The following is a 12,732-nucleotide window of genomic DNA, read 5'->3' as shown; positions in this document are numbered from 1 at the left end:
TCGTGATGGTCCGTCGTGCCCGCCTCCGGGCAGGCGAGGGGTGCCTGGGGATGGCATCCGCTCGATAGTCGTTGGGCCCAACGCGTCGTCGACGCCGCCGGGGTTCGTCCCGGTGAACTCGTCCTCGACGTAGGGGCCGGACTCGGTGCGCTGACCGGACCGCTGGTCCGGGCAGGTGCCGAGGTCGTTGCCGTAGAGCTCCATCCCGGCCGGGCCGACAAGCTGCGCCAGCGGTTCGGCGAGGTCAAGGTCGTCCGGGTCGACGCCGCCGATCTGCGGTTGCCGACCCGGCCGTTCCGGGTGGTCTCGAGCCCGCCGTACGGGGTTTCCACCGCGTTGCTGAAGAGGTTGCTGGCACCAGGCTCCCGCCTGCTGTCGGCCGATCTCGTGCTGCAGCGCCAAGTGGTGAACCGGTGGGTCGAAGGCCGCGCACCCGGAGCCGCGCGCTGGAGCCGGCACTACGACGCTTCGATCGGGATCCGCCTTCCCCGCAAGGCATTCACCCCGCCTCCACATGTCGATTCAGCCGTCCTGCGGATCAGCAGGACCCGACGATAGATTGCACGAACGGCCCGCTTCTCGAGGGAGAAGCGGGCCGTTCCTGTACAACCTCAGCCGTGCCAGGACTTCCACAGCGCCGCGTACGAACCGTCGCGGGCGACCAGCTCGTCGTGGCTGCCCAGCTCGCTGATCCGGCCGTCCTCGACGACCGCGACCCGGTCGGCGTCGTGTGCCGTGTAGAGCCGGTGGGCGATCGCGATCACCGTCCGCCCTTCCAGTACGGCGGCCAGCGAGCGCTCCATGTGCCGCGCCGCGCGCGGGTCGATCAGCGAGGTCGCCTCGTCCAGCACCAGCGTGTGCGGATCGGCGAGCACCAGTCGCGCCAGCGCCAACTGCTGCGCCTGCGCCGGAGTCAGTGCGTACTGCCCCGAACCGACCCGCGTGTCCAGCCCGTCCGGCAGCGCCTCGGTCCACTCCCGCGCGTCCACCGCGTCCAGCGCCTCCAGCAAGGTCGTGTCGGAGGCGTCGGGTGCCGCCATCGACAGGTTGTCCCGCAGGGTGCCGACGAACACGTGGTGCTCCTGGGTGACCAGCGCGACCTGCCGGCGCAGCTCGTCCAGCGGCAGGTCGGTCATCCCGACGCCGCCGACGCTGACCGAACCGGTCCGTGGCGGGTGGATGCCCGCGATCAGCCGCCCGAGCGTGGACTTGCCCGCGCCGGACGGTCCGACCATCGCGATCCGCTCGCCCGGCTGGACGGTCAGTTCCACACCGTGCAGCACGTCGCGACCGTCGACGTACGAGAAGCGCACATCGCGAGCCTCGACCAGCTCACCGTCCGGCTGCTCGCCCGACGGCGTGCGGTCGTCCGGTACGTCGGTGATGCCGAGCAGACGGGCCAGCGCGGCACCACCGGACTGCAGCTCGTCCATCCAGGAGATCAGCCGGTCGACCGGGTCGATCAGCTGGCTCGCATAGAGCACCGCCGCGGTGACCGCGCCGAGCGAGACGTGTCCGTTGTTGTGCAGCCAGCCGCCGAACAGCAGCGTGCCGACGACGGGCACCAGGTAGCCGACCTCGACCACCGGGAACCAGACCGTGCGCAGATGCAACGTGTATCGCTCGGCGTCGTACGAGCCGCGGATGTCCCGGTCACCCTGGCGCACGCGCGCCTCGTACCGGCGCAGGGCCTCGACGGTGCGCGCACCCTCGACGGTCTCGGCCAGCGAGCTGGTCATCTGCGCGTACGCCGCGTTCTCGCGCAGGTACCCGTCCTTGGCGCGGCGCAGGTACCACTTGGTGCTGACCCAGAGCACCGGGACCATCGCGAGCAGCGGCACCAGCACCCAGACCCCGACCAGCATCGCGGCCGCGACCGTGAACAGCACGGTGACGAACGCGATGATCGTCTCCGGTACGGCGAACCGCACGGTCCTCGACAGGGTGTCCACGTCGCGCGACGTGCGCGACAGCAAGTCGCCGGTGCCGGCCCGCTCGACCGTGCCGATCGGCAGCGCCAGGGCGTCGTCGACGAAGTCCTCGCGCAGCTCGGCCAGCACCTGCTCGCCGAGCGCGAACGACCGGTACCGCGCCCAGCGGGTGAGCAGCGACTGCACCACCACGAACACGGCGATCACCAGGATCACCTTGTTGACGGCGGCGGCCGTCGTACCGCCCTGGACGTCCTCGACGAGCTCACCGATCAGCCGCGGTGTGGCCAGACCGGTGATCGCGGCCAGACCGTGCAGGCCGAGTGCGATCAGCAGGGCGCGCGGGTGCCGCCGGGCCAGCCGACGGGCGTGCCGGCGGACCTGTGCGGAGTCTGCGACGGGCAGGATCCGCTTCATGCGAGCACCTCCTCTTCCTCGGTCTGGCGGGTGACGGTACGGCGGTACTGCGGTTCGGTCTCCAGGAGCTGCCGGTGCCCGCCGGTCGCGACGACTCGTCCGGCGGCCACGAAGATCACCTCGTCGACCCGGTCGAGCAGCAGCGGGCTGGACGTCAGTACGACGGTGCTGCGGCCCTGCCGGTACTCACGGAGCCGGTCGGCGATCCGGGCCTCGGTGTGCGCGTCCACCGCGGACGTGGGCTCCACCAGGACCAGCACCGACGGGTCGGCGAGCAGCGCACGGACCAGGACCAGCCGCTGGCGCTGACCGCCCGAGAACGACCGGCCCTTCTCCTCGACGTCGGAGTCGAGCCCGTCGGCCAGTGCGACCAGCACGTCCTCGGCCGACGCTGTCCGGAGCGCTGCCATCAGTTCGTCGTCCGTCCGCCGGCCGGTCGGATCCAGCTCCTCGCGCAGGACGCCGGTGAACAGCTGGGAGCCGGTGTCGCTGACCAGGATGCGCTGCCGGACGTCGGCCCGGGTCGCGCTGGCCAGCGTGACCCCGCCGTACCGGACCTCGCTGGTGTCGTCGTACCGGCCCAGGACGTCGGCGATCGCAGCGGCACGGTCGGACTCGGCGGAGACGATCGCGGTGAGGCGTCCGTCGCGGACGCGGATGCCCGAGACCGGGTCGACCAGGTCGCCGCCGTCGGGCAGCCGGACCGGCTCGGCCGGGTCGACGACGTCGGGCGTCAGCTCGAGCACGCGGATGATCCGGCGGCCGGCGACGAGCGCGCGCATCAACGAGTTGGCCATCTCGGTCGCCGTCCGCAGCGGCAGGACGAGGAACGTCGCGTACCCGTAGAAGGCGACCAGGCTGCCGGCGCTCAAATCACCGCGGACGGCGAAGTGCGCGCCGAGGCCGACCACGCTGACCACGAAGATGCCCGGCAGGAACACCTGCGCCGCGTCGAGCACGGACTGGATCCCGGCCACCTTCACCCCGGCGCCGCGGACCCGCTGCGACTCGGCGCGATAGCGCTTGGAGAAGGACTCCTCGCCGCCGATGCCGCGCAGCACGCGGAGCCCGGCGACGATGTCGGAACCCAGGGAGTTCAGCTCGCCGACCGCCTCGCGCTGCGCCGACTGACGCTGGTGCAGCGGGCGCAGCATCGGGCCGAGCGCGAACAGCATCAGCGGGACGCCGATCAGCACGACCAGGCCGAGCGTCGTCGAGGTGGTCAGCAGGATGACCGCGACCACGACGAAGGCGACGATCGCACCGCTGAACCGGGCGACGATCTCCAGCAGGTTCCCGATGTAGGCCAGGTCGCCGGCACCGACGCTGACCACCTCGCCGGTGGCCAGGTTCTTCGGCAGGGCGGCGCCCAGGTCGGCCGACTTGCGGGTGATCACCTGGACCGTGCGGTAGGCGCCGCTCAGCCAGTTCGACACCGCGAACCGGTGCCGCATGATGCCGGCCAGCGCCTGCACCACGCCGACCGCGAACAGCAGCGCCGTCCACTCCAGCAGGCGCTCGGTGTCGCCACCGGCGATGCCCTCGTCGATGGCCTTGCCCAGGATCGCCGGGACGAACGCCTGCGCGCCCATCCACAGCATCCCGAAGGTCATGCCACCCAGCAGCGTGGCCTTCTGGCCGCGGGCCACCCAGAGCAGGTAGCGCGCGGCGGAACGGTGATCCGGAGTGCCGGGGTCGGCGACAGGAAGCTGTTTCATAACCGCTTCAGGCTAGGCCTCGGCACCGACAAAAAGCATGTGGTTTAAGGGCGGTAGGTCAGCCTCCGCAGCAGGACCTCGAAGGGACCGCGGTAGCCGCCGCGGCGGAGCAGCTCGGCGATCACCACCGTCACCGCCCAGGTCACGACGGCAAGGATGGCGGACTGCCACAGGGGCATGGTGTGGCCGAGGTCCAGCAGCCAGGGGAAGAACGCCACGGCCCAGACCGCGGACTGCAGCAGGTAGCAGGTCAGCGACCGCTGGCCGGTCGCCTGCAGCGCGGTCACTACCACGTTCGGCCGGACCTTCCGCGCCCACAGCGCGATCAGCGCCGCGTACGCCGGTCCGCCCGCGAAGCCGGTCAGGGAGTGCAGGACCGCGACCGGGACGACCTCCTGCGCCGGGCCGGCCACGATCCCCGAGGTGTAGAGCGCCAGCGGGACCCCACCGAGCACGGCGACGGGCAGACCGATCACCACGATCCGGCGCAGCAGGACGAGGTGCCGGTCGGGCTCCTCCAGCAACCGGTGCTTGGCGGCCCAGATCCCGAGCAGCAGCGCCGCCGCGGCGGTGACGGCCAGCACCGGCGCCGAGACGATGATCCCACCGAGCCGGAACGCGGCCCCGAGCAACGGGTTCTCCTCGGTGCTCCACGGGTAGACCTGGCTGATCGTCTCCGGGGTCATGGGCGAGGCGAAGAAGCCGTAGACGACCGAGCCGACGACGGCCCAGACCCCGGCCCCGATCAGCAGCCGGCGATTGCTGTGCCGTACCGCCGAGGCGAGGATCAGCGCGAGCAGACCGTACGCCGCGAGGATGTCGCCGTAGTACAGCAGGACCGCGTGGGCGACCCCGAACAGCACGAGCCACCGGCCGCGTCGGCGCAGCAGCGCACGTGTCCTTGGCCACGGCGTACCAGTGCCCTCCTGGCGGCGCGTGATCTGCACCATGCCGTAGCCGAACAGTGCGGCGAACATCGTGTAGGAGCGGCCGTCGACCAGGACGGTCTCCGCGAAGGCCACGACCCGGTCGGCCGCCGACGACGCGATCGGGATCCCGCGGATCACCGAGACCCCGGCGGGGTGCAGGAAGCCGTGCGTGTTGGCCAGCGCGATGAACACCAGCATCACGCCCCGGGCCAGGTCGGGGCCGAGTGCGCGGGTGCTGACCCGGGTCGGCCCGTCACCGGCGATCGTCCGTGATGGGCTCATGCCGAGACGCTACGGACGACCGCCGCCTGCCCGCATCCGGCCACCGGCGGACCCGGTGTCCACCGATCAGGGGACAGTCGTCGACCCGGTGCGCGACCTTCACCTTGCGTTGGGCAACCAGTCCCCGACGGGCCACCTCGAGCGTCTGTCCTGGATCCATGCTGGTCATCGCGCATCGGGGAGCGAGCGGGTACCGTCCGGAACACACGCCGGCGGCGTACCGCCTGGCCGCGGCGCTCGGCGCCGACTACCTGGAACCGGACCTGGTCGCCACGCTCGACGGCGTCCTGGTGGCCCGGCACGAGAACGAGATCTCCGGTACGACGGACGTCGCGGACCACGCGGTGTTCGCCGACCGCCGGATCACCAAGATCGTCGACGGGCAGGCCGTCACCGGCTGGTTCGTCGAGGACTTCACCTACGCCGAGCTGTGCACGCTGACCGCCCGCGAGCGGATGCCCGCCCTGCGCGCGGCCAACACCGCGTACGACGGCCGCGAAGCGATCCCCACCTTCGACGACGTGGTGGCGCTGGCCCGGCAGGAGTCGGCGCGGCTGGGCCGGCCGATCGGGGTGATCCCGGAGATCAAGCACCCGGCGTACTTCCGCCGTCTCGGGCTGCCGCTGGAGGAACTGCTGGCCGAACGGCTCACCGCGCTCGGCGTACGGCGCGACGAGGCGATGGTCCAGTCCTTCGAGCCGAGCAGCCTGCGCCGCCTGTCCGTGATGACGGACGTCCCGCTGGTCCAACTGGTCGATTCCGTTGGTACGCCGAACGACTTCCAGCGCTTCGGCGACGACCGCACCTTCACCGACCTGACCGGACCGTCCGGGCTGCGCGAGATCTCGACGTACGCCCAGGTCCTGGCACCGCACAAGGACCTGGTCATCCCGCGCCGCGCCGACGGCAGCCTGGGCGAACCGACCCGCCTGGTCGACCGGGCCCACCACGCCGGCCTGAAGGTCCAGGTGTGGACCTTCCGCGCCGAACGCCAGTTCTGCCCCGCCGGCCTCGACCTGGCCGCCGAGCTCAAGGCCTTCGCCGCCACCGGCATCGACGGCGTCTTCGCCGACCACCCCGACATCGCCGTAGCCGCCAAGACCCAGCGCGCGACGCAGAAGGTCTAGGGCAACGCCCGTAGCTCCTTCAGCACCCGCTCCGCCGGCTGACCCGCAGCCGCCGCTCGATCTCCCGCTGAGGCGTCTCAGCCAGGCCGGTGGACCTTGCCGCGTTCGAGGTCCCGGTAGAGCGTGTCAGCGAGCTGGTGCTCGAGCCCCAGGCGCCAGGTCGGGTTCTTGCGGTCGGTGTGGCAGTTGGAGGGCGGGCGGACATGTCGAAGCCCGGGCTCCTGGGGAGCCCGGGCGGTTTGACGGCACCGCGGTCCCACTCGCGGTTGTCGTTGGGTCAGGCGGCCGGCGGCTTCTCGTCGTAGATGCGGGCGGCGATGTCACCCTCGGGGGTGGTCTGCGGCTGCGGCTGGTGGTTCTGCTGGACGCTCTGCCAGACGGCCTTGCCGTCGGACTCCGGCATCACGACCCAGGCGATCACGTAGCCGATCAGCGCGGTGCCGCCGGTGATCAGGGTCAGGCCGACGATGCCCAGGCGGACCAGCGTCGCGTCGATGTTCAGGTACTCCGCGATGCCGCCGGAGACACCGGACAGCATCCGCTGCTCACGCGAACGGCGGAGGGTCTTGCCGGACAGGTTCTGGAAGGGTGCGGTGTTGTTCGTCATGTCCACAACTGTGCCGTTCGGGGACCCTCCCGCACATCAGGATCGGTACCGACCGACCCCTGACCGGACCCCGGGAACCCTGGTCCCGGCGCCCCTGACGACTTATGGACCGGAACTGTCGGCGACCCGGTTTAGCGTGAGTGGATGGACGCGGAAGCGGTGCGGAAACTGGTGCTGCGGTTGCCAGGGGTGGAGGAGCACGAGGGCTGGGCGGGGCAGCCGGCCTTCAAGGTGCGCAAGAAGGGTTCGCGTACCTGTCGGAGGACGAGTCGAGGCTGTTCGTGAAGGCGCTGCGCGAGGAGCAGCAGGCGATGATCGCGGAGAACCCGGAGGTCTACACCGCCTGGTGGGAGTCCGGCCGCTTCGGCTGGCTGGACGTCGACCTCGACCGCGCCGACGACGATCAGGTCGAGGAGCTGCTCACCGAGGCCTGGCGGCTGAACGCCCCGAAGTACCTGATCGCCCAGTGGGAGAACTGAGCGGAAACCGGCGGCCGGGACGACCGTCTAAGTGGTGACCTGGCTTGCACTCGCCTGGGTCGAGTGCTAATACTTGGTTAGCACTCAGTGGGCGAGAGTGATAACGCTTGTGCCTGCTGGGAGCTGTTAGATGACGGCCTCGATGAGGTGCCGGAGTCAGGCGGGACGTGACCGCGACGACCTCGGTACCGTCCGTCGCGGGCATCGGGCCGGCTGAACACCAGAAACTCGACGCGGGAGGACTCGCGGAGAATGCCCAAGCTGATTTCGTTCAACGAAGAGGCGCGCCGCGGCCTCGAGCGGGGAATGAACACCCTCGCCGACGCCGTCAAGGTGACGCTTGGCCCCAAGGGCCGCAACGTCGTGCTGGAGAAGAAGTGGGGCGCCCCCACGATCACCAACGACGGTGTCTCGATCGCCAAGGAGATCGAGCTCGAGGACCCGTACGAGAAGATCGGGGCCGAGCTCGTCAAGGAAGTTGCCAAGAAGACCGACGACGTCGCGGGTGACGGCACCACCACCGCGACCGTGCTGGCCCAGGCGCTCGTGCGCGAGGGTCTGCGCAACGTCGCCGCCGGCGCCAACCCGATGGGCCTGAAGAAGGGCATCGAGAAGGCTGTCGAGGCCGTCAGCGAGCAGCTGCTCGCGCTGGCCAAGCCGGTCGAGACCCGCGAGCAGATCGCGGCCACCGCCTCGATCTCGGCGGCGGACACCCAGGTCGGCCAGATCATCGCCGAGGCGATGGACAAGGTCGGCAAGGAAGGTGTCATCACCGTCGAGGAGAGCAACACCTTCGGTCTGGAGCTCGAGCTCACCGAGGGCATGCGCTTCGACAAGGGCTACATCTCGCCGTACTTCGTGACCGACACCGAGCGGATGGAAGCGGTCCTCGACGACCCGTACATCCTCGTGGTGAACAGCAAGATCTCCAGCATCAAGGACCTCGTCCCGGTGCTCGAGAAGGTCATGCAGACCGGCAAGCCGCTGGCGATCATCGCCGAGGACCTCGAGGGTGAGGCGCTGGCGACCCTGGTCGTGAACAAGATCAAGGGCACCTTCAAGACCGTCGCCGTCAAGGCGCCGGGCTTCGGTGACCGCCGCAAGGCCATGCTCGGTGACATCGCCATCCTCACCGGTGGTCAGGTCATCTCCGAGGAGGTCGGCCTCAAGCTCGACACCGTGGACCTGGAGCTGCTCGGCCAGGCCCGCAAGGTCGTCGTCACCAAGGACGAGACGACCATCGTCGAGGGCGTCGGCGACGCCGACTCGATCCAGGGCCGGGTCAACCAGATCCGCGCCGAGATCGAGAAGTCGGACTCCGACTACGACCGCGAGAAGCTGCAGGAGCGGCTGGCCAAGCTGGCCGGCGGCGTCGCGGTGATCAAGGTCGGCGCGGCCACCGAGGTCGAGCTGAAGGAGCGCAAGCACCGCATCGAGGACGCCGTTCGCAACGCGAAGGCGGCCGTCGAGGAGGGCATCGTCGCCGGAGGTGGCGTCGCGCTGCTGCAGGCGTCGGTGATCGCGTTCGAGAAGCTGGAGCTCGAGGGTGACGAGGCGACCGGAGCCGCGATCGTGCGCTCGGCCGTCGAGGCCCCGCTCAAGCAGATCGCCGTCAACGCCGGCCTCGAGGGTGGCGTCGTGGTGGAGAAGGTCCGCAACCTCGAGCCGGGTCACGGCCTGAACGCCGCGACCGGTGAGTACGTCGACCTGATCAAGACCGGGATCATCGACCCGGCCAAGGTCACCCGGTCGGCGCTGCAGAACGCGGCCTCGATCGCGGCCCTGTTCCTCACCACCGAGGCAGTCATCGCCGACAAGCCCGAGAAGGCCGGTGCCGCCCCGGGCGGTGCCCCCGACATGGGCGGCATGGACTTCTGACCGGAAGTTCCTCGCAGTACCAGTAGCAAACGAAGCGGTCCCGGGTCCCAGCCCGGGACCGCTTTCGCGTTCCCGTCCACCGCTCGTAGCGTCCGAAGAACCCGCATGCGTCCGAAGAACCGTGCGCTATAGCCTCGGCTTCTTCGGACGCATCGAGATTCTTCGGACGCTACGGTTCGCTGGGCGGGGATGACTGCCCGAGTGGGCGGCGGTGTTCAGCCCGTGATGAGGCTCTTGGCCAGTACAGGGGAGAAGGTGCCGGCGGGGATGCCGGTTCCGATGCCGCAGTTGCCGTCGGAGTCGCCGGGGACCTTGAGCCAGAGCAGCAGGTCGAGCGTGGCCGAGAGGTGGGTGCCGTCGCGGGAGGTCTCGCCGAGCTTGCGGCCGGCCGGGTTGCACCACTGGCTGTTGGAGCCGTTGCCGTTGCGGCTGGTGTCGACGACGAACTGGGCGTTGCCGCCGAGCGCGCCGCGGATCGCGTTGCCCTTGGTGACCGAGTCGGCGGTCGGGTAGTAGTTCGACGTGTTCAGCGCGAACCCGCGGATCTTGCCGACCTCCACCAGTTGCAGCCGCCGCGCCATCTCGGCCGCGTCGATCCAGGTCGCGTTGCCGCCGTCCATGTAGGCCCAGGTGTTCGGCGCCTTCGCGGCCAGCTCGTTCACGGCGTACCGCAGCAAGTCCGTCCGCGTCTTCTTCTCCGCGGCCGGGACACAGTCCAGCTGGGCGAGCGCATCGGGCTCGATCACGACCACGGCCGGCCGGTTGCCGATCCCGGCGGCGAACGCGCTGATCCAGGTCCGGTACGCCGCCGGCGACCCGGCGCCGCCGCCGGAGTGGCTGCCGCAGTCGCGGCCGGGGATGTTGTACGCGACGAGGATCGGCAGCTTGCCCGCGGCGTCCGCGGCCGACGTGTACGCCGTCACGGCGGCCTTGATGTCGCCGGACCAGTTCCCGAACCAGCGCCCACCGGCCTGCTCGGCGATCCGGCTCCGGATCAGCGCGGCGTCCGGGTGCGACGGGTTGGCGCGCGCCCAGACGGCCGGGTTCGACGCGGGGTCGACGTAGAAGCCGCTGGTCATCGACACCGGGTCCCCTGCGTTGCCCAGGGCAACCGCACTGGGAGTGGACAGGGCGGCGCTGACGAGCAGCACGGACAGGGAGGTGCGGAGTCGGGACATGGACGTCCTTCCGTGGGGGGCGGTCACGGCGAGCGTAGAGGGATCAGGAAGCCCTTGTCCCAGTAGACAACTCGGCCGCCCGCAGCAGACGCAGCTGCCCGATCTCCGCGGCGTTCTTCATCAGCTCCGCGTTCACCCAGCCGTACAGGTCCGCGACCGTCCGGCCCGCTTCCGGCGGCCAGGGGAAGGCCACCGGGAGCGTGAGTCGCGAAGAGTCCTCCAGTACGACGGACCACTCGTCCCGCAGCAGGTGCATCCAGTCACGCGTGCCGAGCAGCGTGCCCGGCCACGGGACGTCGGTGCGGTGCGGCGGCACGGTCTGGTGGGCGTGCGCCAGCGCGGTCGTCCACCACCAGCCGATGTGCCAGGTCAGCCAGCCGGCCGTCGGCACCGGGATCGGGTCGAGCTCCTCGTCGGCCCAGTCCGGTCGCCAGACCCCGGCCGCGTCCGGCCGCACGGTCCAGGTCAGCCCGGCCGGCTCCCAGAGCAGGTCCTCCGGGACCAGCCGGTCCAGGTGGTACTCGAACAGGGACCAGGTCAGCTCGAACTGCCCGCGCAACACACCCGTGATCGTCACCGGGAGATTCTCTCAAAAGCCGCGGACAACCTCTCAGGAGTTTTCGGCGACGAGGCAGAACGAGGCGTAGTGGTCGGCGGTGTAGTAGACGAACGCCGGGTCGGTGGTCGTGCCGCCGCCGATCAGCCGGCGGGCGCCGCGGTCGGGCGACCCGGGCGTCTCGACCGTGTACTCGTGGTAGTAGCCGGTCGACTCGTCGGGCAGGATGCCCTCCCGGTTCTGGAAGACGGTGCCGTCCTGGTCGTACGGGAACGGCCCGCCGGAGTGGATCAGGTCGAGCGTGTCGGACGCCTCCGCGGGCAGAGAACTCAGGTCGCACGAAGGGATCGCGACGAGCTGCGGTACGGCGTACAGGATGGACGGGGCGGGGGCCGCGGTGGCGGTGCTGAAACCCAGCAGGACTGAGGCGAGCACGGCGACGACGGCGCTGAGGGACTTCACGGTTCGCATGCGCAGGAGGCTTCCCGGTCCGTCCGGCCGTCGTACATCCCAGCTGTGGATATCCGGTGGACTATGACCCCGGCCGGGACCTAGAGTCCTGGTTGCGGGAACGACTCGAGCGAAAGGAGCGACCGATGACCACTCTGATGTGTTCCACGGCGCGCCCGGTCCGCTCGTCCAGCTCGCACTGAGCGGAGCACCGCGCCTCTTTCCGGAGGTACCGTGACCATCCGCACCATCGTCGAGTCCGATCTCGACACCATTCACACCCTGATCGCCGACCAGTCGGTCAACACCGTCACCCGTGAGCGCTACGACGAGTACGTCGGCGTCGGCTACTACCGCGACGCCTGGACGTGGGTCGCCGAGCAGGACGGCCGGATCATCGCCCTCGCCGTCTGGTGGGGGATGCCGCAGTTCGACCACCCGTTCAGCGTGGACGGCCTGTACTACGCCGGCGACGGCGATCCCGTGCCGGTCTGGGCCGAGCTGATCCGGCAAGGCCTCGACTCGAGGCCGGGCGGCGCCGAGCAGCCGGAGTACCACATCTTCCTGCCGAACGGCTGGCGCGAGCAGCCCGAGGTCGTCGCCGCCCTGGAGCCCCGGCTCGCCGCGGCCGCGCTGGCGGGGCTGTCCGAGCTGACCGAGCGGCTGCGGTACGAGTGGCTCCCGTCGTACGGGCTGCCGGAGCGGTCGACGCGGCTGCGGTTCGAGCCGGCCGACGACGACGCGTTCCTCGACGTGCTCGTCCGGGTGATCGAAGGCAGCCTGGACGCAGCCACCGCACGGGCTGTCGCGAAGGGCAGCCCCGAGGCGTCGGCCAAGGAGGACCTGGCGATCTACCAGGAGATGCCCGGCGAGCGGGACTGGTGGCGTCTCGCCTACGACGACGCCGGCGCGCTGGTCGGCTTCATTCTCCCGTCGGCCAACAACGGCGGCCCGGTGATCGGGTACGTCGGCGTCCTGCCCGAGCAGCGCGGGCACGGCTACAGCGACGACCTGCTGGCTGAGGGCACGCACATCCTCGCGGAGACGGGTGCCGAGCGGATCCGCGCCGACACCGACCTGACCAACCGCCCGATGGCCGCGAGCTTCGAGCGGCAGGGCTACCGCAACCACGCGGTCCGGATGGTGGCCAGCTACCCGATCGCTTAGGTCCCGCTGCCCC

12 protein-coding genes are annotated in these 12,732 nt (G+C 70.4%); 5 read left to right on the top strand and 7 right to left on the bottom strand.

Going from position 1 to position 12,732, the window contains the following annotated elements:
• Positions 1 to 15: 15 nt before the first annotated feature.
• The gene (locus tag ACLQ2O_RS24145) at positions 16 to 558 is read left to right on the top strand and encodes an rRNA adenine N(6)-methyltransferase family protein (RefSeq protein ID WP_425835097.1); all 543 of its coding nucleotides are present in this window, start codon (positions 16 to 18) and stop codon (positions 556 to 558) included.
• 53 nt (positions 559 to 611) lie between these two features.
• Here ACLQ2O_RS24145 and ACLQ2O_RS24140 read toward each other — a convergent pair whose 3' ends face one another.
• Genes ACLQ2O_RS24140 through ACLQ2O_RS24130 form a run of 3 tightly spaced genes read right to left on the bottom strand, consistent with a single transcriptional unit; the run spans position 612 to position 5,277 of the window.
• Positions 612 to 2,348 (bottom strand): ABC transporter ATP-binding protein, encoded by a 1,737-nt coding sequence (locus ACLQ2O_RS24140; protein WP_425835095.1) that lies wholly within the window; start codon positions 2,346 to 2,348, stop codon positions 612 to 614.
• A complete protein-coding gene (locus ACLQ2O_RS24135; protein WP_425835093.1) occupies positions 2,345 to 4,066 on the bottom strand; it encodes an ABC transporter ATP-binding protein in 1,722 nt (573 codons plus the stop codon). The genes ACLQ2O_RS24140 and ACLQ2O_RS24135 overlap by 4 nt, the downstream gene beginning before the upstream one ends.
• A 44-nt stretch (positions 4,067 to 4,110) precedes the next feature.
• Positions 4,111 to 5,277: a DUF418 domain-containing protein gene (locus ACLQ2O_RS24130; RefSeq protein WP_425835091.1), complete on the bottom strand. Its 1,167-nt coding sequence runs from the start codon at positions 5,275 to 5,277 to the stop codon at positions 4,111 to 4,113.
• A 158-nt stretch (positions 5,278 to 5,435) separates the two neighbouring features.
• Here ACLQ2O_RS24130 and ACLQ2O_RS24125 point away from each other — a divergent pair, with 158 nt between their 5' ends.
• Positions 5,436 to 6,404, top strand: a complete 969-nt coding sequence (locus ACLQ2O_RS24125) for a glycerophosphodiester phosphodiesterase (protein ID WP_425835089.1) — start codon at positions 5,436 to 5,438, stop codon at positions 6,402 to 6,404.
• 277 nt (positions 6,405 to 6,681) lie between these two features.
• Here ACLQ2O_RS24125 and ACLQ2O_RS24120 read toward each other — a convergent pair whose 3' ends face one another.
• Positions 6,682 to 7,011 (bottom strand): PspC domain-containing protein, encoded by a 330-nt coding sequence (locus ACLQ2O_RS24120; RefSeq protein WP_425835087.1) that lies wholly within the window; start codon positions 7,009 to 7,011, stop codon positions 6,682 to 6,684.
• A 281-nt stretch (positions 7,012 to 7,292) separates the two neighbouring features.
• On the opposite strand from ACLQ2O_RS24120, the gene ACLQ2O_RS24115 reads away from it, so the two are divergent.
• Positions 7,293 to 7,490, top strand: coding sequence for an MmcQ/YjbR family DNA-binding protein (locus ACLQ2O_RS24115; protein WP_425835085.1), 198 nt, complete (start codon positions 7,293 to 7,295; stop codon positions 7,488 to 7,490).
• A gap of 252 nt (positions 7,491 to 7,742) precedes the next feature.
• Entirely contained in the window at positions 7,743 to 9,368 is a 1,626-nt protein-coding gene (gene groL / locus ACLQ2O_RS24110) for a chaperonin GroEL (protein WP_425835083.1), read from the top strand.
• A gap of 215 nt (positions 9,369 to 9,583) precedes the next feature.
• On the opposite strand, the gene ACLQ2O_RS24105 is transcribed toward groL, so the two are convergent.
• The 3 genes from ACLQ2O_RS24105 to ACLQ2O_RS24095 are packed head-to-tail and all read right to left on the bottom strand — an operon-like array spanning position 9,584 to position 11,573.
• Positions 9,584 to 10,546: a glycoside hydrolase family 6 protein gene (locus tag ACLQ2O_RS24105; protein WP_425835081.1), complete on the bottom strand. Its 963-nt coding sequence runs from the start codon at positions 10,544 to 10,546 to the stop codon at positions 9,584 to 9,586.
• 43 nt (positions 10,547 to 10,589) lie between these two features.
• Positions 10,590 to 11,123: a DinB family protein gene (locus ACLQ2O_RS24100; protein ID WP_425835079.1), complete on the bottom strand. Its 534-nt coding sequence runs from the start codon at positions 11,121 to 11,123 to the stop codon at positions 10,590 to 10,592.
• A 33-nt stretch (positions 11,124 to 11,156) separates the two neighbouring features.
• The gene (locus ACLQ2O_RS24095; protein WP_425835077.1) at positions 11,157 to 11,573 is read right to left on the bottom strand and encodes a ribonuclease domain-containing protein; all 417 of its coding nucleotides are present in this window, start codon (positions 11,571 to 11,573) and stop codon (positions 11,157 to 11,159) included.
• A gap of 213 nt (positions 11,574 to 11,786) precedes the next feature.
• Here ACLQ2O_RS24095 and ACLQ2O_RS24090 point away from each other — a divergent pair, with 213 nt between their 5' ends.
• Positions 11,787 to 12,719, top strand: a complete 933-nt coding sequence (locus tag ACLQ2O_RS24090) for a GNAT family N-acetyltransferase (protein WP_425835075.1) — start codon at positions 11,787 to 11,789, stop codon at positions 12,717 to 12,719.
• Positions 12,720 to 12,732 lie beyond the last annotated feature (13 nt).

Origin of the sequence: Kribbella sp. DT2 (genome assembly GCF_049844575.1) — a bacterium.
Classification (GTDB): domain Bacteria; phylum Actinomycetota; class Actinomycetes; order Propionibacteriales; family Kribbellaceae; genus Kribbella.
Note: the sequence above shows the minus strand (reverse complement) of the source record. Positions and strands in the feature narration are given on the sequence as shown.

Excerpts from the sequence above, each read along its gene's own strand:
- ACLQ2O_RS24140 (WP_425835095.1), bottom strand. The coding sequence starts at position 2,348 with ATGAAGCGGATCCTGCCCGTCGCAGACTCCGCACAGGTCCGCCGGCAC.
- ACLQ2O_RS24135 (WP_425835093.1), bottom strand. The coding sequence starts at position 4,066 with ATGAAACAGCTTCCTGTCGCCGACCCCGGCACTCCGGATCACCGTTCC.
- ACLQ2O_RS24130 (WP_425835091.1), bottom strand. The coding sequence starts at position 5,277 with ATGAGCCCATCACGGACGATCGCCGGTGACGGGCCGACCCGGGTCAGC.
- ACLQ2O_RS24125 (WP_425835089.1), top strand. The coding sequence starts at position 5,436 with ATGCTGGTCATCGCGCATCGGGGAGCGAGCGGGTACCGTCCGGAACAC.
- ACLQ2O_RS24120 (WP_425835087.1), bottom strand. The coding sequence starts at position 7,011 with ATGACGAACAACACCGCACCCTTCCAGAACCTGTCCGGCAAGACCCTC.
- groL (WP_425835083.1), top strand. The coding sequence starts at position 7,743 with ATGCCCAAGCTGATTTCGTTCAACGAAGAGGCGCGCCGCGGCCTCGAG.
- ACLQ2O_RS24105 (WP_425835081.1), bottom strand. The coding sequence starts at position 10,546 with ATGTCCCGACTCCGCACCTCCCTGTCCGTGCTGCTCGTCAGCGCCGCC.
- ACLQ2O_RS24095 (WP_425835077.1), bottom strand. The coding sequence starts at position 11,573 with ATGCGAACCGTGAAGTCCCTCAGCGCCGTCGTCGCCGTGCTCGCCTCA.